Origin of the sequence: Paenibacillus sp. FSL H7-689, from assembly GCF_000517905.1 — a bacterium.
Lineage (GTDB): Bacteria > Bacillota > Bacilli > Paenibacillales > Paenibacillaceae > Paenibacillus > Paenibacillus amylolyticus.
Window position 1 is genome coordinate 26,565 of the sequence record NZ_ASPU01000006.1, and the last position, 20,867, is coordinate 47,431.

19 protein-coding genes are annotated in these 20,867 nt (G+C 48.3%); 15 read left to right on the plus strand and 4 right to left on the minus strand.

The window, feature by feature from the left end:
• Positions 1-12 precede the first annotated feature (12 nt).
• Positions 13-1,197 carry a glycoside hydrolase family 130 protein gene (locus C170_RS04145; RefSeq protein WP_036606596.1) on the minus strand — a complete coding sequence of 395 codons (1,185 nt, stop codon included), beginning with the start codon at positions 1,195-1,197 and terminating at the stop codon, positions 13-15.
• Entirely contained in the window at positions 1,194-2,384 is a 1,191-nt protein-coding gene (locus C170_RS04150) for an AGE family epimerase/isomerase (protein ID WP_036606598.1), read from the minus strand. The genes C170_RS04145 and C170_RS04150 overlap by 4 nt, the downstream gene beginning before the upstream one ends.
• A 454-nt stretch (positions 2,385-2,838) precedes the next feature.
• Here C170_RS04150 and C170_RS04155 point away from each other — a divergent pair, with 454 nt between their 5' ends.
• From C170_RS04155 to nikE, 10 genes are all read left to right on the plus strand, one after another.
• The gene (locus tag C170_RS04155; protein ID WP_036606600.1) at positions 2,839-4,152 is read left to right on the plus strand and encodes an ABC transporter substrate-binding protein; all 1,314 of its coding nucleotides are present in this window, start codon (positions 2,839-2,841) and stop codon (positions 4,150-4,152) included.
• 195 nt (positions 4,153-4,347) lie between these two features.
• Entirely contained in the window at positions 4,348-5,235 is an 888-nt protein-coding gene (locus C170_RS04160; RefSeq protein ID WP_036606603.1) for a carbohydrate ABC transporter permease, read from the plus strand.
• A 2-nt stretch (positions 5,236-5,237) separates the two neighbouring features.
• Positions 5,238-6,071, plus strand: coding sequence for a carbohydrate ABC transporter permease (locus tag C170_RS04165; RefSeq protein WP_036606605.1), 834 nt, complete (start codon positions 5,238-5,240; stop codon positions 6,069-6,071).
• Between the two features lie 22 nt (positions 6,072-6,093).
• Positions 6,094-7,131, plus strand: a complete 1,038-nt coding sequence (locus C170_RS04170) for a glycoside hydrolase family 130 protein (RefSeq protein WP_017691679.1) — start codon at positions 6,094-6,096, stop codon at positions 7,129-7,131.
• Positions 7,132-7,136: 5 nt separating this feature from the next.
• Positions 7,137-8,078, plus strand: coding sequence for a glycoside hydrolase family 113 (locus tag C170_RS04175; protein ID WP_442789452.1), 942 nt, complete (start codon positions 7,137-7,139; stop codon positions 8,076-8,078).
• Between the two features lie 296 nt (positions 8,079-8,374).
• Positions 8,375-10,009 carry a nickel ABC transporter substrate-binding protein gene (gene nikA, locus C170_RS04180; protein WP_036606706.1) on the plus strand — a complete coding sequence of 545 codons (1,635 nt, stop codon included), beginning with the start codon at positions 8,375-8,377 and terminating at the stop codon, positions 10,007-10,009.
• 74 nt (positions 10,010-10,083) lie between these two features.
• On the plus strand, positions 10,084-11,028 hold the full coding sequence (nikB, locus tag C170_RS04185) for a nickel ABC transporter permease subunit NikB (RefSeq protein ID WP_036606609.1): 945 nt from the start codon (positions 10,084-10,086) through the stop codon (positions 11,026-11,028).
• Complete coding sequence (gene nikC / locus C170_RS04190) at positions 11,025-11,855, plus strand: nickel ABC transporter permease subunit NikC (RefSeq protein ID WP_036606611.1); 831 nt, start codon at positions 11,025-11,027, stop codon at positions 11,853-11,855. Before nikB ends, nikC begins: the two co-directional genes overlap by 4 nt.
• Positions 11,856-11,894: 39 nt before the next feature.
• Positions 11,895-12,701 (plus strand): ABC transporter ATP-binding protein, encoded by an 807-nt coding sequence (locus tag C170_RS04195; RefSeq protein WP_036606613.1) that lies wholly within the window; start codon positions 11,895-11,897, stop codon positions 12,699-12,701.
• Positions 12,702-12,863: 162 nt separating this feature from the next.
• Positions 12,864-13,664, plus strand: coding sequence for a nickel import ATP-binding protein NikE (gene nikE, locus C170_RS04200; protein ID WP_036606615.1), 801 nt, complete (start codon positions 12,864-12,866; stop codon positions 13,662-13,664).
• Between the two features lie 604 nt (positions 13,665-14,268).
• Here nikE and C170_RS04205 read toward each other — a convergent pair.
• Together C170_RS04205 and C170_RS04210 are read right to left on the minus strand one after the other, a co-directional pair.
• Positions 14,269-14,847, minus strand: a complete 579-nt coding sequence (locus C170_RS04205; RefSeq protein ID WP_036606617.1) for an NAD(P)H-dependent oxidoreductase — start codon at positions 14,845-14,847, stop codon at positions 14,269-14,271.
• Positions 14,848-15,159: 312 nt separating this feature from the next.
• Positions 15,160-15,750, minus strand: coding sequence for a TetR/AcrR family transcriptional regulator (locus C170_RS04210; RefSeq protein ID WP_036606709.1), 591 nt, complete (start codon positions 15,748-15,750; stop codon positions 15,160-15,162).
• A gap of 160 nt (positions 15,751-15,910) precedes the next feature.
• Between C170_RS04210 and C170_RS04215 the strand changes: the two genes are divergently transcribed.
• The 5 genes from C170_RS04215 to abc-f all read left to right on the plus strand — a co-directional run bounded on the left by C170_RS04215 (position 15,911) and on the right by abc-f (position 20,704).
• Complete coding sequence (locus tag C170_RS04215; protein WP_051447006.1) at positions 15,911-16,894, plus strand: phosphotransferase family protein; 984 nt, start codon at positions 15,911-15,913, stop codon at positions 16,892-16,894.
• A gap of 18 nt (positions 16,895-16,912) precedes the next feature.
• Positions 16,913-17,911: a glycosyltransferase gene (locus tag C170_RS04220; protein ID WP_036606619.1), complete on the plus strand. Its 999-nt coding sequence runs from the start codon at positions 16,913-16,915 to the stop codon at positions 17,909-17,911.
• A 53-nt stretch (positions 17,912-17,964) separates the two neighbouring features.
• Positions 17,965-18,249: a YesK family protein gene (locus C170_RS04225; RefSeq protein WP_036606621.1), complete on the plus strand. Its 285-nt coding sequence runs from the start codon at positions 17,965-17,967 to the stop codon at positions 18,247-18,249.
• Positions 18,250-18,362: 113 nt separating this feature from the next.
• Positions 18,363-18,524, plus strand: a complete 162-nt coding sequence (locus C170_RS31105; protein ID WP_179086570.1) for a hypothetical protein — start codon at positions 18,363-18,365, stop codon at positions 18,522-18,524.
• Positions 18,525-18,622: 98 nt separating this feature from the next.
• Positions 18,623-20,704: a ribosomal protection-like ABC-F family protein gene (gene abc-f / locus C170_RS04230; protein WP_036606623.1), complete on the plus strand. Its 2,082-nt coding sequence runs from the start codon at positions 18,623-18,625 to the stop codon at positions 20,702-20,704.
• The last annotated feature ends 163 nt before the right edge of the window (positions 20,705-20,867 follow it).

Sequence of the window (20,867 nt, forward strand, 5' to 3'; positions counted from 1 at the left end):
GCTCTACCGATGTTACGTTAATTGTTTCTGTAAAAGCTTCTCATTCTGTTCAATCAGCTGACCCCGCTGGCTGGCACAGTCCAGGGAACGATACGGATCAGCCGGTGTATTGAACGTATAATCGACCAGTTTCTCCAGAGTAGTTGTTGCCACATGACAGCGGGTATCGCTGGATGCGTAATAGATAAAGACTTCTTCTTTTTCATTGACCACAGCACCGTTGCAGAAAATAACATTGGATACATCGCCTACACGCTCTTCGTCATAAGGAGCAATGAAGTGGCCGCCCGGCTTGGCAATAATACGCGCCGGATCATTCAGATCCGTAGCAAAGGTGTATAACACATAACGCAGGCCTGCCGCGGTGTTCCGAACTCCGTGAGCAATGTGAATCCAGCCATGATCCGTCTTGAGCGGAGCAGGGCCTTGACCGTTTTTGACCTCATATACTGTATGATATTGCCGTTCGTCGATAATGGTCTCTTCATGAATGACAGGGTTCAAGATATCCTCACACAGACCAAAGGCGATTCCGCCGCCGCTGCCTGTGGAGATGAATCCGTCTTGTGGACGGGTGTAGAAGGCATATTTTCCATCCACGAATTCCGGGTGCAAAACGACATTGCGCTGTTGAGGGGAATTCGTTGTGATGTTGGGCAACCGTTCCCAGCTTATAAGATCCCGTGTACGAACCAGTCCTGCCTGTGCAACTGCGCTGGATGTATCAAATGCAGGAGCATCCGGGTCTTTGTGTTCCGAGCAATAGATGCCATAGATCCAGCCGTCTTCATGTTGAACAAGGCGCATATCATACTGATTGGTTTCATCCGCATCGATATCATCCCAGACCAATGGTTTACCCGTGAAACGGAACCCGTCAATTCCATTGTCGCTCTCGGCGAGCGCAAAGATCGATTTGCGGTCCAATCCTTCGGTACGAATGACCATGATATATTTGCCATTGAAATAGATGGCTCCCGGATTCAACGTTGCATTAATGCCCAGACGTTCCATGAAATGCGGGTTTGTCGTCTCATCCAGATCGAATCTCCAATGCAGCGGTACATGATGGCGAGTGATTACTGGATATTGGTACCGATCGTATATGCCGTTGTAGAAGGAAGAATTGATCTCATTAGGGCGAGTAAGCAGCTGCTCCTGTTTCTCCAGTAACTCCTTGTATTTCGGGTGTATCATTCTGATCCCATCCTCTCAATTAGTTCAATACAGAATCTGCTATTGTGATACGGGCATTTCCACGGTCCGGCAATTTCGCTCTGATCCGGTGTTCCGTTTCCATCAACCGACCAGTACCATTCCCCACCAGAGCGCTGATCAATGATGTTTTCTTTTGTATAGGTCCACAAGCGTTCCACTCTCTCCAGAAACAATGGATCACCTGTACGCTGATACGCGTTATAGAAACCGACCATCGCCTCGGCCTGAACCCACCAGATTCGCTTCTCATCGATATGTTCACCTTCTTGTTCATTGAGCAGGGAACCATCCGCATTCACGGCTACATTGGAGATGTTATAGGCGATATCTGTTACCATCGCCGCATACTCCAGATGTTGTTCCATCCCCAGAACTTTCAGTGCTTCGTCGATTAGCCAGCTGGCCTCAATGTCATGTCCGAACGAGCGGAGATCAATGATGGATTCCCACTGTTTGTTGAAAAATACCCCGAGAAAGTTGGTGTTTTGGTCATACACCCGTTCATATAGAATTCCGAGCAGGCGTTCCAGCGCCGCCTTCACTTGTTGATCCGGCCACACGCGATAGAGCGTGGTGTAGGCCTCCAACACATGGATATGCGTATTCATTGTGTAATCCGCAATCACTCCATTTTCACTCAGCATTTCATTGGGCTGTTCCTTCCATGTGCGATCAAATTGTTCCTTGTACGCAGGTAGTTCGGCATCTAGACCTTTGTCCTCGATTAGAGCAAAAAGCGTTTTCGCAAGTTCCAATGCAGAAGTATCCCCAGTTGCACGATAGTACTCACTGAGTGAATACACGCCGAATGATTGCGTATACACATGTTTGCTCGTGTCCAGCGCTTCCCCTGTGTAGTCTACCATCCAGTACATACCGCCATATTCGGTGTCCATCACATGATCAGCGAGAAACCGATAGGCGTGCTCCGCGTGATCGCGCCATCTTTCGTTTCCGGTAACCCGATAGGCTGCTGCAAAAGACCATAATTGCCGTGCTGTGGCGATCCCGCCTTTGGGCGCCTGTTGATTAACCTGAAGATCATTGCCAACCCAACCGTAGAATCCACCGTGGGTTGTATCTTTAAGGTTGGACCAGAAGGGTAAAATCTGCTTTTCCCAATGCGCCTTAATTTCAGATTGAAGTTCGATTGTTTTTGTATTCATAAGTGAGCGCTCCTTCAACGTGTTACATAAATCTTAATATATAAATTGAACTAAAGAATATTTACACTGGCCACTCCGATGACAGAATAACCTTCCGATCGCTGTTATCCCCAGATTTTTTTGATTCCCTTTTTTAAAGGTGAAATTCCGGTGATAAAGGCGAAGCAGATGCTTCCGATGCAGCTTTCTTACAGAAAGCTTTTAGCTCCGCTTCTTCAGGTTCTTTCTGTCCTCTACGTTTCGTGTAAATGTTTAATCAATATATATATAGTTAAGTTAACGGTAACTTTATTAATCAATATTAGTGCTCTGAAAAACAGATGTCAACGAAATGCATCGCAATTTTTCTTGTTAAGTTATAAATAAATTAATTGACAGGTAAGCGTTACCATAATAGAATTCATTTTGTAACCTTAACGATAACTTAATTAAATTAAGAGAGGGGTCGAAACAATTGAGAAAAAACAAAGGTTGGATGATGTTGCTGACGATGCTGCTCATCACTTCACTACTTGCCGCATGTTCATCCGGAGGTGGATCTTCGCAGGCAGGGGAGGAGATCAGTACAGATCCGGCAGATATCAAAGGTGAAATAACCGTTCTGACGCAACGGACAGATATTGTGGATACCGTGTTCAAAGACTACGCGGCAGAATTCAACAAGGAATATCCTGATGTCAAAGTTAACTTTCAGGCACTAGCCGACTACGAAGGACAAGTAAAGATCCGTATGAGCACCAAGGATTATGGTGATGTACTGATGATCCCGACCAGTGTTCCGATCGCGGATATCCCGGACTTTTTCGAGCCGCTCGGCACGTACGATGAATTGAAAGACAAATACACTGCCATTGAAGAACGTATGGTGGATGGTCAGGTATACGGTATCCCTACCGTGATCACGTTCTCCGGAATTATTTATAACAAACAGGTCTTCAAAGACGCAGGCGTTACCGAATTGCCAAAAACACCGGAGCAATTCCAGGCTGCGCTTCAATTGGTCAAAGACAATACAGATGCGGTTCCGCTCTACACCAACTATGCATCCGGCTGGGCTCTCACCCAATGGGAATCGGATCTGCCAACCGTTGCAGGCAGTGTGGATTACGTTAACGTGGACCAACCGAACACAGATGAGAACTTTGTGCCTGGTCAGCCGCACTATGAACTGTACAAAGTCCTCTATGATGCTGCCAAGAACGGTCTAATCGAGAAAGATCCAACAACAACCGACTGGGAAAGCTCCAAAGCGGATCTTGCCAAAGGCAAAATTGCCACGATGGCACTGGGCTCTTGGGCGATTACACAGATCCAAGGTATGACGGATACACCGGACGACATCGGATTCCTTCCTTTCCCTACGAATGCAAGTGAGGTTGTGGTTCCGCTCTCCGCCGACTATAACATCGGCATGAACGTGAACAGTGAGAACAAACCTGCTGCCAAAGCCTGGATTGACTGGTTCCTGGCGAAATCAAACTACGCGGTTGAACAGGGTGGCGGTATGGATGCAGACAAGAATGCTGAATTACCACCCATTTTGGATCAATATAAAGATGTGAAATTCTCCACGCTTACACCTGCCAAAGAAGGTCAGGAAGGTCTGGTCGACAAGATTGATAACGAAGGCGAAATCGGTCTCTGGCAGCCTGATTTCAAGAAACGCATTATCGAAGCAGGTATTGGGAACCGCAAGGAATCGTATGACGACATTATGAAAGATCTGAACGACAAGTGGGTCAAAGCAAGAGCAGAACTCACGAAATAATTGGATTAACGTAAGTGGATCAGGTGATGAATGGACTGCGGGGATATAGGAATCCATATATGAATGGAGCATGGAGTATGTGGTATTTGAAAGCATGATACCCATGCTCTTCCCCCGGCAGTTATTCCGCAGCAATTCCATTGGACGGAGTCTTTCGATATATAGGCGGGAGAACCGCTTGGAGGTGTGGAGAGCATGAAGTACTTAAAACTTTCGAATTGGGGCTACTCAGCGCAACGCATATTTATCATCTGTGCCTTCTCAATTATTCCGCTGGCGTTGCTGTTTACATTTGCATACTTGCCAGTCATCAACATGTTCAAATACAGTTTCACCGATTGGAACGGATATAGTAAAAGGTTTGATTATGTTGGCTTTGAGAACTACACGCGCATATTCAGTGATCCCGAATACTTCAAAGTATTTATTGTCAGCTTGTATTACTTCGTGGCTACGTTCTTACAGATGGGCTTGGCGCTTTACTTTGCCACCATTCTGAGTTTCAAAGTTCGAGGCAAAAACTTTTTCAAAGGCATACTGTTTTTCCCTTATTTGCTGAATGGAGTAGCCATCGGTTTTATCTTCCTCTTTTTCTTCAAACCGGACGGTACACTCGATATGCTCATGCATGCTGTAGGGCTGGGACAATACACGCAACTCTGGCTCGGTAATCCGAATATTATCAACGTGTCACTCGCAGGTGCATCAGTATGGAGATACATGGGCTTCAACTTTATCATTTTCCTGGGTGCAATCTCCTCCATTCCAAAGGATGTGTATGAAGCATCTGATATTGATGGCGCCAATCGCTGGCAGCAATTCCGCCATATCATCCTGCCAAGCATTACACGTATCCTGCAGCTCAACCTGATCTTGGCGATTAGCGGCGCAATTAGTGCGTTCGATATTCCATATATCATGACCGATGGTTCCAACGGCAGTATGACATTTGTAATCCAGACGGTTCATTTGGCGTTTAAATACGGCAAGCTGGGACTGGCATCCGCCATGGCTGTGGTGCTGCTCATGATCGTTATTCTCGTTACGCTTGTGCAGCGCGTCACCATGAAAGGGGAGGAATAAACGTGACACAACTCAAATACACCCTTGCGAGCGTGGTTAAATATGCTTCCCTGGTGCTTGCGGCGTTTATCGCGCTGTTACCCATCGTGGTCATCCTGTTTGCATCTCTCAAAACCAATGCGGAGTACGCTACCAGCAGCCCGCTTGCTCCGCCAGCCAACTGGCTGAACTTCGCGAACTATGCGAAGGCTTTTGTGGATGGCAACATGCTGGTCGGTTTCAAAAATACAATTATTATCCTGATCATCTCTATTATAGGAGCGACCTTAACGGGTTCCATGATCGCGTATGTGCTGGATCGGTTCAAATTCAAAGGCAAGAAAATTATGGTCGCGGCATTTCTGCTCGCTACCCTGATTCCAAGTGTTACAACGCAGGTTGCTACATTCCAGATCATCAACGCGCTCGACCTGTTCAACACACGCTGGGCGGCCATCGTGATGTATCTGGGTACAGATATCATCGCGGTTTATATTTTCCTGCAGTTCCTTGGCTCCATCTCAAGTGCACTGGATGAATCCGCCATGCTGGACGGCGCTTCGTACTTCACGATCTACTGGAAAATCATTCTGCCACTGCTGAAACCGGCCATTGTAACGGTCATTATCGTGAAGGGTGTGAACATCTATAACGATTTCTACACACCGTTCCTCTACATGCCTAAGACCGATCTACAGGTCATATCCACCGCCTTGTTCAAATTCAAGGGACCGTTCGGATCGCAGTGGGAGGTCATCAGCGCCGGCATTATGATCGCCATTATTCCAACGATGATCATCTTCCTGTTGTTACAGAAGTACATCTACAATGGCTTCGCGCAAGGCTCCGTTAAATAAAATCCGAAGGGAGAAATGAAAAATGTCAGTTGCTGAAACGAAAAACGTACACATTGTTGGGGACGCTTTGCCGAATATGCCATGGGAAGCCAAACCGGAGGGAACGGAAGGCCCGGTATGGAGACATTCGGCCAACCCGGTGGTTCCGCGTAACCCGGTCAAAGGTGTTGCCCGCATTTTCAACAGTGCCGTTGTACCGTATGAAGGAAAATTCATTGGGGTATTCCGCGCCGAAACCGTTAATGGACGTCCACACCTTCACATGGGCGCAAGCGAAGATGGTCTGGAGTGGACAATTGAAGAGGAACGCATTGCATTTGTAGATGAAAATGGCGATCCGTTTATGCCGAACTATGCGTACGATCCACGTTTGGTCAAAGTCGAGGACACGTATTACATCATCTGGTGTACAGACTTCTACGGCGCAGCACTGGGCCTGGCCAAAACAGATGACTTCAAAACATTTGTCCGCCTCGAAAATCCAATGCTGCCGTTTAACCGTAATGGCGTGTTATTCCCACGCAAAATCAACGATAACTATGTGATGTTGTCCAGACCGAGTGACAGTGGACACACTCCATTCGGGGACATCTTCCTGAGTGAAAGCCCGGATCTCGTGTATTGGGGCAAGCATCGTCATGTGATGAGCAAGGGCGGCCAAGGCTGGTGGCAATCGGTCAAAATTGGTGGCGGGCCTGCTCCGATCGAAACGTCCGAAGGCTGGCTGATGTTCTACCATGGCGTCACTGGGACCTGTAATGGTTTTGTCTATAGCATGGGGGCGGTCATTCTGGATCTGGATGAGCCATCCAAAGTAAAATATCGTTCCTCCAACTTTGTACTGACACCGGAAAAATGGTACGAAGAACAAGGATTCGTTGATAACGTCATCTTCCCGTGTGCAACACTGCATGATGCCGAGACCGGACGTATCGCTATCTATTACGGAGCCGCCGACACGTATGTGGGCGTGGCTTACACAACCATCGAAGAGATCGTGAACTATGTGATCGAGACGGATGAAGTTATTGCCGGAGATCATGAAGAGGGCAAGCTGTAATGCATATGGATTATATCAAGGGATTTACATTTGGTTGGATGAGTGGTAAGGGTGACTTCCGTAAGCCGGAAGCCAAAGAATCTTTGCGCCTGATGGCAGAACGTACAGGCAGTTCTCATGTTATTTTTGCACTGGCGGCACATCAGGATCATCCGCAGGCGGTAGAGGTCAAGTATCGGGGCACACATCTGGTGGATGATGATGAACTGGTGGACATGATTCGTTATGCCCGTACACTCGGGCTGCGTGTCATTCTGAAACCAACCGTCAACTGTACCGATGGCACATGGCGTGCACACATTAACTTTTTTGATATCGATGTGCCGTGTGAGCCAAAGTGGAAGGATTGGTTCCGCAGCTACACGGCATTTCAGAAGCATTATGCAGCGATTGCAGAGCAGGAAAAGTGTGAAATGTTCATCGTTGGCTGTGAGATGGTGCAATCCGAGCGTCGGGATCAAGAGTGGCGCGAGGTGATCGCTGGTGTGCGTGAAGTGTATACGGGACTGGTGTCATACAACACGGACAAATATCAGGAAGATCATGTGAAGTGGTGGGATGCTGTGGACGTGATCTCTTCCAGTGGTTATTATCCCATCGGAGATTGGGAGGCACAGCTGGATCGAATTGAGCAGGCGATTGCTCCCTACGGCAAACCTTTCTTCTTCGCAGAAGCAGGCTGTCCCAGCCGCAGTGGATCAGCCCAGGTACCGAACGATTGGGGACTAGAAGGCGAAGTAAGTGCGGAGGAACAAGAGCGTTTCTATGAGGCGATGTTCCGGGATGTCAGTCAGCGTGACTGGGTACGCGGATTCGGTCTATGGGATTGGAGCGCACATCTGCATGCGGAGAAGGAGGCGCTGACCGATGATGGATATGGTGTTTACGGCAAGCCAGCGGAGCAGGTGATTCGTCGGTTCTATGAGGGCATCGCTGTAGACGTTTAAAATGAGAAACAAGAAGGCGTATGTGAAGATGGATTTCAGTGATATATCTGCATATGTACTTTCGTGATTTCCATGCTGTGAGCAAGGAATAACAGATTATGGTGGAGCTTATTTTTTTAGTTGTAATTCACATTCATGTCAAGAAGCCTTTCCTCCCATAGGAAAGGTTTTTTGGCTATTTTAGTAACAACACATACCATGTCGAATTTTGTTGACAAAAGGAGGGCTCCTGCCTATTCTTAATGGATGAATATGATAATCATTATCATAAAATAGAGAAAAGGGGTTCAACATTCATGTCTGTACAACATCGCAAATCTTCGGCCCTCACGTTGGCAACTATGCTCTTGTTGTTATTCGTTATTGTGGGTTGCAGCAATACAGGAAGTGGAGATGAATCCTCATCTGCTGCTTCGGATCAAACATCTACGAAGTCGATTACGATGTCATGGCCACGTGATATCGGTACAATGAATCCGCACACGTACAATCCTTCGCAATTATTTGCCCAATCCATGCTCTATGAGCCACTGATCAGTTACCAGAAGGACGGAAAACTGGAACCTGCGCTGGCAGTATCATGGACCATCTCCGATGACGGCAAAGTATATACATTTAAGCTTCGCCAAGGTGTGAAATTCTCAGATGGTACGCCATTTAATGCTGAGATTGTAAAGAAGAATTTTGACGCTGTGATGAAAAATAAAGCTACACATAGCTGGCTGGGCATTGTAGGTGTGCTCGACAAGACAGAGGTTGTGGACGACCACACGTTCCGTATGACACTCACAGAGCCGTACTATCCTGTTCTTCAGGATTTGTCTGTGGTTCGTCCTTTCCGCTTCCTGGGTGAAGCCGGATTCCCGGATGACGGAGATACATCCGAAGGCATCAAAGAGCCAGTTGGAACGGGCCCGTGGATGCTGGCTGATTACAAGCAGGACGAATATGCTGTTTTCAAACGCAACCCGAATTATTGGGGAACCGCACCGAAGGTGGATCAGATTACGGTTAAGATCATCCCTGATGCAGAAACCCGCGTGCTTGCTTTTGAAAAAGGTGATCTCGACCTGATCTATGGTGAAGGTATGATCAGTCTGGATGCGTTCCAACAGCTTCGTGACAACGATAAATATGTGAGTCAGCTGTCTGATCCGGTAGGTACGCGAGATCTGCTGCTGAATTCCTCCAATCCGAAGCTGTCTGATCTCAGAGTGCGGATGGCGCTCCAGCAAGGATTTAACAAAAAAGCGATGGTGGAAGGCATCACTCTGGGTCTGGAAGAACCGGCAGATACGGCACTATCCAAAAACTACCCATACACCAATGTTGACCTGAAACCGATCGAATATAACGTGGAACAATCCAAAGCTTTATTGGATGAAGCGGGTTGGAAGATGCCTGCGAATGGTAGCGTTCGTGAGAAAGACGGACAACAGCTTGAATTCGAAATGATTTTTGACAAGACGGACCCGATTCAGAAAGCGATGGCTGAGACCATTCAGGCGGAATGGAGCGAGCTTGGGGTTAAGGTAAACCTCACTGGGCTAGAACTGACGGTACAGATCAAACGTTTGAAAGCCAATGATTTTGACCTGTATTTCTGGTACAACTATGGTGCTCCGTATGATCCACATTCCTTCATTAACGTTGTAGCGAGCCCTGGATTTGGTATCTCTGAGACGCTCAGTGCCTTGCCGATGAAAAAGGAACTGGACGAGCAGGTACATGCCGCACTATCATCAACAGATGAGACGAAACGTCAGGAGCTGTATGGCTCTATCCTGACAACACTTCAGGAACAATCGGCGATTGTCCCCATCTCGTATGTTAAGAAAACGGCGGTATATCAGAAGAAAATTTCCAACTTTATTTTCCCGGCGAACCGTGATGAGAATCCGTTTGTAGGCATTGAATTGGGCAACCAATAAGTTGTATTTACTTTAATTTCGGAGTGGTAAAGCCTTGGCAAGGTCATGTAGCTTGATAAAAGGGAGGAAGTTTGTTGATCAGTTATATCGGGAAACGAATGATCGCGATAATTCCTATCGTTTTTATCGCTACACTCGTTACCTTTGCGCTTATTCATATTTCACCAGTTGATCCGGCCGAGGCTTATCTGACAGCCGCTCATATCTATCCAACACCGGAGCTGCTTGCGCAAAAACGGCATGAGTTCGGTCTGGATCAGCCTTTATTAACCCAGTATGTGCATACGATTCAGAAGATTGCCAAGCTCGACTTTGGCACCTCATATCTCACCAACAAACCCGTATGGGATGAAGTGAAACTAAGGATTCCCGCTACGGCTGAACTAGCCTTCTGGAGTATATTGTTATCGGCTTTGGTGAGTATTCCCTTGGGAATACTGGCGGCGGTGTATAAGAATAGCTGGATTGACATGGTCAGTCGTGCGATTTCCTATTTAGGAGCATCTATTCCGCAATTCTGGCTCGGTTACCTGCTGATCTTCTTTTTCTCAGTGAAATTGGACTGGCTGCCTGTGGAGGGGCGTGGATCGTGGGAGAATCTGGTTCTGCCTACGATTACACTTTCCTTGATTCTTATTGCGGTCTACACCCGATTGTTACGTTCCAGTGTACTGGAGCAATTGCAGGAGACATATGTACAGTATGCGAGAACACGCGGGATTCGCGAAAGAGTGATTATGCTCAAGCATGTCCTGAAAATCGCCATATCGCCCCTTATTACAGGAATGGGGATGAGTATGGGCAAGCTGCTCACAGGCACCATTATTGTAGAGCAGGTGTTTTCCTGGCCTGGGTTCGGACGTTATTTTGTCGATGCGATATTTAATCGGGATATTCCCGTTATTCAATGTTATGTCTTCCTGGCGGCCTGCCTGTTCATCGTATGCAATCTGCTCGTTGATCTGGTGCAGCTCGTTATGGACCCACGGATTTCAGCGAAAGGACGGGCAGAACATTGATAAACAAATGGCGTGCGGTATTTAAAGGGCAGAGAGCCATCCAGATCTGCTCGGTGATCATATTGCTTTTCTTCGTGATCGCGTTATTAGCCCCATGGATTGCTCCTCATGACCCGGTGAAGGTGAATCTGTTGCAGAAGCTGGCGAGTCCATCGCTTGAGCATTGGCTCGGAACGGATCATCTGGGACGCGACAATCTCACTAGGCTGATGTATGGAGCGAGAGTGTCGCTTGGATTTGCTACCCTGATCTTCCTGTCATCTTTGCTCATAGGTGTCATTGTAGGTTCAATCTCCGGTTACCTTGGTGGTTGGGTGGACAGTCTGTTGATGCGCTTGTGTGAAGGCATTATGGCGTTTCCGAATCTGGTGCTGGTGCTCGGTATTGTAGGGATCTTTGGTCCAGGTCTGATGCAGGTGCTTCTAGCACTCATGATGGTACAGTGGGTGTATTATGCACGTATCTGCCGGAACATGGTCGTTAGTCTGAAAGAACGGAACTTCATCGCAGCGGCGCGGATTAGCGGCTCCTCTTCGTGGACGATTATTCGGAAACATATCATCCCCAACGTGCAGCGTCCGATCGTTGTGATGGGTACGCTGGAGATGGGGTGGGCGATTATGGATATATCTGCTCTGTCTTTCCTGGGACTTGGTATTCAACCACCAAATGCAGAATGGGGCGCTATGATTCATGAGGGGACAGGTTATATTCGTAGTCATCCGGAGTTGATGATCTACCCGGGGGCATTGATTCTGCTCGTAGTCATTACGTTCAACATTTTGGGAGAAGCGTTATCCGAGCGTTATGGCATTGCAAAAAGGTAGTGGTTCGGAATCGAAGGCATATGAGGGGTGAACGTAACGATGGATGATGCAGCGAAGGTACTCGAAGTTCGTGGTCTGCAAGTGAATCTAAGAACAGCGGAGGGTTCAGTCCCGTTACTGGATCCCATTGATTTTGAATTAAAAAAAGGTCGTGTCTTCGGTCTCGTCGGTGAGAGTGGCAGTGGTAAGACCGTTACATGTAACGCATTGCTCCATCTGCTTGATCCGCGCAGGATGGAAGTGTCGGGCAGCATCCACCTGAATGGACGGGAGCTTGGCTCGTTGTCAGGTGAGGAGATGCGGCGCATCCGCGGCAAGGAAATCGGATTTATTATGCAGAATCCGATGAATGCTTTTACACCCGTATATACGATTGGATCTCAATTCATTGAAACCTTGCGTACGCATACGGGAATGTCCAAAGCAGCTGCCAGGGAGCGGGCCATTGCTGCCTTGGCAGATATGAACTTACCCGAACCAGCTAAACTGATGAAGCGATATCCCTTCCAACTGAGTGGCGGTATGTTGCAGCGTGTGATGATCGCCATATCGATGTGCCTGCGACCGGCTTTGGTTATTGCTGATGAACCAACGACGGCACTGGATGTCGTGAATCAGTTCAAGGTGCTTCAGGAATTGGATCGGCTACGTACGGAGTATGGCACATCCATCTTGCTCATCTCCCACGATCTGGGTGTGATCTCGCAAATGGCCGATGAAGTCGCGGTTATGCAGAAGGGTCGAATTGTGGAGCAGGCGGATGTGTACCAACTGTTCGATCACCCGCAGCATGAGTATACCCAGATGTTGTTAAATGCGAGACCCAGCATGTCTTTGGGACGATAGCGAATTACAGACGAGTCGAATCGTTCAGTGGAGTGTATGTGTAGAGCGGATATGAACTGTATTTTGAGTGGGTAGTCGTAGGGGTGGAATGGGCATGGTGATGTGTAATTTCAGCCTCTTCAGAGATTACTTCTGCCAATTACAAAAGAGGAGGATGACCTGATGCTTCAGGTACGTGAAGTAAGCCATAGCTATGGCAAACGGAATTGGCTGGATCGTTCGGGAGCGCGTCCTCCTGTGCTGGCGGATATCTCACTTACGATCGAGAAGGGTGTTTGTCTGGGACTGCTGGGTACGAGTGGGGCAGGTAAAAGTACCTTGGGCAAAATCATACTTGGTCTGGAGAAGCCCAGCCAGGGTCAGGTTTCATTTCAAGGTCAGGATATCTACCGATCTAGCAAACCCGTACTTAAGGGATTACGGCGTGATCTGCAGGTCGTGTTCCAGGACTGTTATTCGGCTGTGAATCCGCTTATGACTGCCGCGCAGATCATTGGGGAGCCGCTGGATAATTACGAGCGTTTATCGGCCAAAGAACAACTTCGTGTGGTTGGGCAACTGCTTGAGCAGGTTGGACTTACACCTGAGGATGGGAGCAAGCTTCCGCACCAGTTCAGCGGTGGCCAATTACAGAGGGTCAACATCGCACGAGCTATCGCGCTCAAACCGAAGTTAATCGTACTGGACGAATCAATCAGCAGCCTGGATATGGTGCACCAGACGCAAATATTATCTTTGCTGGCGGAGTTAAGAGCGTCCTACGGGTTATCGTATCTCTTTATCACGCATGATATTCGGGCCGCCATGACGATCTGTGACCGCATTGCGGTAATGGATCAGGGAAAGCTGGTATATAGCGGTGATGCCGGGGATTCGGTGATGCAGTCGGATCATCCAGCTGTGCAGCAGTTGGTATCGTCCATTTTACCTGAGCATCCATCAGGTCGTATTTCGTTTGGGTAATGCGTTGCTTGTATGGTTGTAGATGGCTGTTCTTTGGGGTTGCTTGCCATGGTTGTTTCCATTTCATTACCGTTGGTTGCGAAGTCGACTTTCCAAAGGCGGGCGATTGGCGTATCAAGCTGACCTGTAGTGTGGACTTGTCTCTCTAAGTGCAGGTCGCTAACGAACCGAGTGAGTGTTAAATGGCGATTTAGCGTGGAATGCAAAATGTAACGAACCTCAGTGAAGTTATTCCGGTGCAAACTAGTTTAAAACCTCCAAATGATACACAGATCGAGGAAATAATGCGTCTACGATTCGTTAAACCTCAGACTTATCGGAAATGGCGCTAATAGCGTGTTTACGGTTCGTTAGACCATAATGAATGCTAAAAGGGTTGTCCCCTACGTCTTGTTCAAGACGTAGGGGACAACCCTTTTTTGTAACTGGGAATAGGCACATTTCTGCTCTCTGATATAAGTTAAACTAAGATTACAATTGAGCCACTTGCGGATTACAGGACTATCTTCGAATTGCGCGTATCCCCAGAATTTTGATTTAACTTAAAACGTGAAAATCTGGAGAGAAGCATATACTTCCCATGAGGCTTTTTTGCAGAAATCTTTTACCCCATCTTCCGCCCAAGCTGCTCAATCTTATCAAGCCAATTCTTTCTCTGTTCATCTGACTTTTTACCAACTTGATCTACAGGTGTTATCCGCACAGGTTTGATGCCAGTCAGTGCAAATGTGGAGATCTTCATCATTTTATGTGCGGGCTCACCCTGGAACCATTTGAAATACCAGCTTGGGCCATCCATGGTAGTGATCATGCGAGCGGTGCGGCCTTTGAGCAACTGATCTGGAAAAGGTTTACCTTTTTGATACTTGAAGGCGTAACCTGGCATAAAGATTCGGTCAACGAAACCTTTCAGCAGGGCAGGTGGTCCTCCCCACCAGATTGGGAATACCCATACAAGATGCTCGGCCCACTTGATTGCTTCTTGGGCCTCCAGCAAATCTGGTTCAAGTGGAAGTTTATTACGATATCCTCCCTCCAGATTCATGTTGAATGCCAACTCGTTAAGGGTGATCATGCGGACGTCGGCACCAGCCTGCACCGCACCTTTTCGGTAAGCCTCGGCGATTGCACCGTTGTAACTGGGAGAGACGGGATTGCCTTGAATAATTAATATTTTTTTCATGGAAGATGACACGTCCTGACTATTTTAGTTAATGAACACTAACCTCATGTGCAAAAAGAAAAGGTCACGTATGACCCGGTAATCCATCTGTATATCCTGATGGTATGTTGACGATTCTCTTTTAGAAGTTATTCAACAAGTCCGCCTTTGATTACGAATCATGCCTAGCGGCATAATCCGCATCGAATATGGGATTCAGCCGAAATAAGAGGGGTGCTTACGAAGGTTGTTTCCTTCGGAAACAATGTAGTTGCTCACGTCGTTTTCCCTACACTCCGCTACTCCATTTCTAGCTTCATCCCATCTCCATCGTTACTTCTGAGATAAGTGCCCCAACATTGATGCAAGCCGGTGAACCGTTTCCCCCGTATAAGGTACCAACAGCTCCGGTAGCTCACCTTGCATACTGGAGACCGCCATGCGTGTAATTGCACCGATCACCAGAACGGCTGTGAGCCGTGAATCCTGCTGAGGCAGTTCGCCCCGCATCATTCCCTGATCGATCAGATCCATCAACGCATCCAACGGCTGACGGTAATCCTCGCTGCTTCCGGCTTCAATGAATATTTCATGATTCTGTGAAATCAGTAGCAGTCCGTAGGGATCTTCATCATGCAGATGGAGAACCTCGGTAACCAGTTGCTTGAAGCGTTCCAACACCGGACCTTCCTGTCGAACATACCCGTCAATCAGTGCAGTATAGTCGACACAGTATTGGGTGAAGGCTTCCAGGGCAACGGCATCTTTGTTTTTAAAATGTTTGTAGATCGCCGCATCGGTTACTCCGGCGGCGTCACCGATCTCTTTGACGGATATGCCGTCAACGCCTTTGGTTGCGAACAAGCGCATCGCCGCTTGTAGGATATCTTTCTTTTTGCTATCCACATGAGATTTGTTCTTCATGATTGTATAGTAAGTGATTACTAACCAAAATGCAATAAGCAATTTTGAAACTCTGAATTGAGACACTGAATAAGCTCTTACGACCAAAGCTTGCAGGCTTGTGAGCGGCAACGTATGATGAATAGAAATCAACATCGGAGTAGCAGGGAGAACGAAATGGATGGTGGGTAGCGTGAACGAAGAGTTGGATGCATACAGCTGGGTGACGCCCGAAGGAATGCTGAATGATCACTATATAACAAGCCGCGAGCAGTTGTATAAAGGAATAAACGGACGATATGTGGAGCGATTCACGATTCCTACCGGGGGCAGTTATATTTTCAAACCACTGACGAATCCTGCGCAGCATGGACGGGAACGATGGATGTACGAGCATGTGATGTCTGGCTTACCACCAATCTATCCGCAACTCATTGCAGCGTCGGATCTTACCATTGCTCCAGCACAGAGCTGGATGATCTACGAGGATTTGGGGCAACTGGTGCATGATTCGCAAGAAGCGACGATGCTCGGCGCAGCGGCACATATGGCAGTATGGCATGCGTTGTCTGTCACGGATTGGAGCGAACTGCCTCGCGTGGGCCAGAAACCGCCCATTCACACAATGCTGGATGAGTTACAAATGCACAGACAATCTACGGATGAATTTTTATCCAGGCTGGATATGCAGCTGTCCGAATCCGATTGGGACAAGATCTCCAGGTTGATCCTCATGGCAGAGGAAGAACTTCCAACCGTTTTGTGTCACGGAGACCTGCATCCAGGTAACATGGCGGAGGTGGACGGCAGACTGGTCATCTTGGACTGGGAGCATGCCCATCTGAATGCGCCATTGTGGGATATATTTCACCTAGTTGATCTCTCGCATCCGCTGTTTCCCAGAACGGTTACGCCTGCATTGCGAGAGCGGGTTATGGATGTTTATTTGGACAAACTGGGGAGCCTGGGCATGCAGATTGAACGGGTTTCTTTTGCAGAATGGTACCACGCCTATGCTATTGTATTCTCGCTCTGGATGCTGCGTTTAATTGACGGTGATCTGAGAAGTGAGGAATGTGTGTGGCCGAAGGAACAGCTGCGAAGCCAATGGAATGAGACGGCAGCGACGCTGGAGCAGTGCATGAAGCATATGGGTGAGGAATAGAAATGAGGGGTGAGAAGCTTGCGTAAAGTCGGACTTGTTATGCGTAAAATTCAATTCACGGAAGCTCAGGGGCCGCGCGTATTTGCGGATAGGCTGAAGCAGATTGGTCTGGAGTTGGGCGTGGATATCGTGTTCATCTCGCCGGAGCGTCATGTCAGTGGATACGACTGGTTGCCTGGTTATGAGCATGAGAAAGGTGACCTGGTGAACTACGATATCGTGCTGGACCAGATTCATAGCCATAATATAGAGCATGTTATCTACACCGTATCCGGGTTTACATTTTTGAAGATGTTCTTACCGAAAAGTGTATTGTTCCCGCACAGTTTCCCCGATCCCGCGCTAACGGGATATGAGATGATGAAGCCATTTTATACGATGGTGGATAAAGCAATTGTACAGACGGAGTTTTTAAAAACAGAACTGGGTCGCAATTTCGGTGTACATGACGTGAACGTTATTCCGATTGGCTTTAGCGAAGAGCTGGCGAACCGGCACTATGATCCGAGCCAGGTTGTGCATAATCGGGTGCTCTGGATCGGTCGGGATGAGGCGAACCGTCGCCCGGATCTAGTTTTGGAATACGCTCGGCAGAACCCGGACAAGGAAGTATATATGGTGTTTGGCGGTGTACGCTATAAGGAAACCATGAAGAAGTACGACATTCCTGCCAACGTGAAGCTGAAGTTTGCGCTCACGCAGGATGAGATATTTACGTTGATGAACTCATCCAAGGTGTATTGGAACTGTTCGGCCTTTGATACCTTTGCGATGCCGCTGACGGAAGCGATGGCCATGGGCAAAATGGTCGTGAAACCGGAGCATGCTTGCTACGGTCACATTCGATCCACGCATGCCTTTGCAGGCAACGAGGATAACTGGTTTGAACTGGTGAACATGGCTGCGGCTGCGCCGCGCAGTGTGTCAGAAGACAACCGGAAGTATGCCTTTGGTGCTTTTTCGCGCACGAAAATGAAAGAAGGGTACCGGAACTTTTTCTCAGATTGGTTGAAGTAACGTAAGGTCTGTAACAAAGGGCTTAATCCATCCAGCAACAGGAGGGGAACCTTATGGAAGTACTGATCTTGTGGACATTGGGAATGTGGGCGGTGCTGCTGCTGATTGAATGGCTTATTTACCGATTGCAAGGACGGCGAATGACGTGGGTTCAATATATATTGCCATGTGTGGCCTTGCTCGGCGGTGCCGTTGTAATCATGATCAGCATCGATATTGGCGGGTGGAATGGCATCGGATATGCCCTGCTTGGCGCATCACTGGGTACCTCGGGAATGTTAACACTTATTACGGTGGCGATCAGGGATGTAATGCTTCGGCGACGGGGCAGGAATTAAGCGTAAGAATGAAACTACTGTACAGTATGATTGAATTGGGCGAAGGGATGGTTGCGGAAACGCATTCGTCTGTGATATATTGACATTAATTATGACAAGGGAGGTGAAGACAGGTGAATCACGAGATGCTTAACAACCGTATTAGCCAGCTGCCGATTGCTATGGCTGGCATTGTTCATACTTTTCTGACCAACGGGAGAAGTCTGTCCAATTTTGAATATACGGAAGTTAACATTTGCGAGAAGATGCCTGCCTTGACCTCATTCGGACTATAAGCGATATTGCTTGAATTCTGAAGGGCCGCGGAGCTAACCTCCTGCGGCTCTTTTTGTGTTGCGGTCAGGATCTTCCATACCATAGGAGGAACCTTATTATGATAATGATTAGCGCGCAACAACTGACTCAATACCACGGAGCACATCTGGTGCTGGACGGCATTACGTTTGAAATTATGGAAGGTGACAAGGTCGCCCTGATTGGCCGCAACGGAAGCGGCAAGACCACACTTATGCGCCTGATGGCAAGACTGAACAAGCCGGATGAAGGGCAATTGATGATCAAGAAAGATACACGAATGGGATATGTGGCTCAGGTTCCAGAAGGATTGGATGACCATACCGTACTGGATGTACTGAGTCTTGGATTCAAGGAGCTTATGATATGTCGCACGCAAATGAAGGAAATGGAGCAGCAGATGTCCGATCCGGCATGTGCAGCAGACCCTAATCAATTGGAGCGCCTGCTGAAACGCTACGCGGCACTGCAAGACCAGTTCGAGCGTGAGGGTGGATATGAAATGGATGCCCGGATCGATCAGGTGGCGGACGGTTTGGATATCGCCAAGGCACACTATGGTTGGCGCTTTGGTTCCCTGTCTGGTGGGGAGCAGACTCGGGTGGTGCTGGCTTCACAGCTAATCGTAAGACCCGACCTGTTATTGCTGGATGAGCCGACAAACCATCTTGATCTGGAGCGGGTTGAGTGGCTGGAAGGATTTTTACGAGAATATCCCGGCACCATTGTCCTGATCTCGCATGATCGCTATTTTCTGGATCGGGTCGTGAATCGAACACTGGAGCTGGAGGATGGAGAAGCGGAAACATCTGCTGGCGGTTATACGGAATATATGAAAGTGAAGGAACAACGGCTGTTGCAGCAATTCGAGGAGTTCAAGGAGCAGCAGAAGGTTATCAAAAAAATGAAGGAAACGATCCGCCAGTTAGAGGAGTGGGGTCGTGTGGGTGGCAATGAAAAGTTCTTCCGGCGGGCGGCTTCGATGCGTAAAGCCATCGAGCGGATGGAGCAGGTGAAGCGTCCTGTACTGGAGCGCCGCAATGCCGAGTTCGATGTGCGTCCTACGGATCGAACGGGTAAACGGGTAGCGGTATTGGAACAGGTCGAGAAGAGCTATGGCGAGCGTGAAATCCTGCGCGGAATCTCGGGTCTGTTGGAATATGGGGATAAAATTGCACTCATTGGACGCAATGGCTCCGGCAAGACGACCCTGTTCAAGCTGTTGCTTGGTGACGAGCAGCCCAATGCGGGCAAGCTGGAGTGGGGAGCACGCGTGGATGTAGGGTATCTGGCTCAACAGGAGGAACCCACGAATCCAAAGCTGAACGTACTCGAATACTTCCGTCTGGAAGCAGGCGTGGAAGAGGGAGAGGCTCGCGGAATTCTGGCCCGATACCTGTTCTATGGAGCGGATGTATTCCGCTCTGTCGGGCAATTATCTGGTGGGGAATGGACGCGTCTGCGGCTAGCTCTGCTGGTGCAGCGCAAACCCAATGTACTGTTGCTCGATGAGCCAACCAACCATCTGGATATCGCATCGAGAGAAGCGCTGGAAGAGTCACTGGTTGATTTTGAAGGAACCGTACTTGCCATCTCGCATGATCGGTACTTCGTCAATCGCCTCGCTTCCCGTGTGTGGGAACTGGAGGACGGTCAGATGACCGCTTACCTGGGAGACTATGAGGCGTATCGTGAGAAGAAGCTTGATTTGCAAGCTCGTGCGGCGGCGACAACTCAGGCTACAGCAGGCGTGGGCGTTTCTTCTCGTGGGAACACCAAGTCAGAGATGAAGTCAGGTTTAACGTCCGCGCCCGGCGGGACTGCCAGATCAGGGAAGAAGCCAGGAGCAACCTCGACAATGAACGGATCCACTGTTGTAGCTGCCGGTGGAAGTCATGACCATAAAGCTTCTACTGAATCAGGTAAGGCGTTGACTCCTTCGGCAGCAACTGCATCGAAACATAGAAGTGGCAGTGGCAACCAACAATCTGCGGAGAAGCTGGAACAGACGTTGGCTCGTCTTGAGGCAGAGATTCAGGTGCTGGATCAACAGTTGGAAATGGTGCAGAACAATCCGCTTGAACTGGAACAAATCTGGAATGATCGCGAGCAATTGTCCGCTGAATATAATGATGTATTGGCACAGTGGGCTGAGTTATAAGTCAGAATGGCATGAGCATAAGATTAAAAAAAGTGCGGTCGGAGAGTCTTCTCCGGCCTTTTTGAACTGGATTACATACCAAAAGTAGAAAACAGTATGTTATTTCCTGCTTCGTTAATCGGAGAACGAAGGTAGCCAACATGTTCTTTATTACATGTCATGG

Coding starts and splice junctions, on each gene's coding strand:
- C170_RS04145 (WP_036606596.1), bottom strand. CDS start 1,197: ATGATACACCCGAAATACAAGGAGTTACTGGAGAAACAGGAGCAGCTG.
- C170_RS04150 (WP_036606598.1), bottom strand. CDS start 2,384: ATGAATACAAAAACAATCGAACTTCAATCTGAAATTAAGGCGCATTGG.
- C170_RS04160 (WP_036606603.1), top strand. CDS start 4,348: ATGAAGTACTTAAAACTTTCGAATTGGGGCTACTCAGCGCAACGCATA.
- C170_RS04170 (WP_017691679.1), top strand. CDS start 6,094: ATGTCAGTTGCTGAAACGAAAAACGTACACATTGTTGGGGACGCTTTG.
- C170_RS04175 (WP_442789452.1), top strand. CDS start 7,137: ATGGATTATATCAAGGGATTTACATTTGGTTGGATGAGTGGTAAGGGT.
- nikA (WP_036606706.1), top strand. CDS start 8,375: ATGTCTGTACAACATCGCAAATCTTCGGCCCTCACGTTGGCAACTATG.
- C170_RS04195 (WP_036606613.1), top strand. CDS start 11,895: ATGGATGATGCAGCGAAGGTACTCGAAGTTCGTGGTCTGCAAGTGAAT.
- nikE (WP_036606615.1), top strand. CDS start 12,864: ATGCTTCAGGTACGTGAAGTAAGCCATAGCTATGGCAAACGGAATTGG.
- C170_RS04205 (WP_036606617.1), bottom strand. CDS start 14,847: ATGAAAAAAATATTAATTATTCAAGGCAATCCCGTCTCTCCCAGTTAC.
- C170_RS04210 (WP_036606709.1), bottom strand. CDS start 15,750: ATGAAGAACAAATCTCATGTGGATAGCAAAAAGAAAGATATCCTACAA.
- C170_RS04215 (WP_051447006.1), top strand. CDS start 15,911: ATGGTGGGTAGCGTGAACGAAGAGTTGGATGCATACAGCTGGGTGACG.
- C170_RS04225 (WP_036606621.1), top strand. CDS start 17,965: ATGGAAGTACTGATCTTGTGGACATTGGGAATGTGGGCGGTGCTGCTG.
- abc-f (WP_036606623.1), top strand. CDS start 18,623: ATGATAATGATTAGCGCGCAACAACTGACTCAATACCACGGAGCACAT.